Annotated in this window: 1 protein-coding gene; it reads right to left on the reverse strand. The window is 67.8% G+C overall.

Annotation, left to right across the window (positions count from 1 at the left end):
* On the reverse strand, positions 1–525 hold a 525-nt coding region (locus JX25_RS00005; protein WP_277750061.1), incomplete at both ends, for an ATP-binding protein.

The raw sequence follows: 525 nt of genomic DNA on the forward strand, positions 1-525 counted from the left end.
AGGATCTGCACCTCCACGTGGCGGGCGCGCTGGATCATCTTTTCCAGATACCCCTCGCCATTGCCAAAGGCCGCCTCCGCCTCGCGCCGGCCCTCGCGCACCTTTTCCACCAGCTCCGCCTCGGAATGGATGGGCCGCATCCCGCGACCGCCCCCGCCCCAGCTGGCCTTCAGCATCAGCGGATAGCCGATCTGCGCCGCCTCGGCCCGGATCGCGTCCCAATCCTCGCCCAGGACCCCCGTGGCCGGAATCACGGGCACCCCCGCCTCGATCGCCACCCGGCGCGCGCTGGCCTTGTCGCCCAGGGCACGCATGGTGTCCGCCTTCGGCCCGATAAAGGCGATGCCCGCCGCATCGCACGCCTCCACGAAGTCAGGGTTCTCCGACAAAAGGCCATAACCGGGATGAATCGCATCCGCCCCGCACATCTTCGCCACGCGGATGATCTCGGGGATCGATAGATACGCGCCAACAGGGCTCAGCCCCTCGCCGATCCGATACGCCTCGTCCGCCTTAAAACGGTGA

It is taken from the genome of Falsirhodobacter deserti (assembly GCF_004015795.1).
Taxonomy (GTDB): Bacteria; Pseudomonadota; Alphaproteobacteria; order Rhodobacterales; family Rhodobacteraceae; genus Falsirhodobacter; species Falsirhodobacter deserti.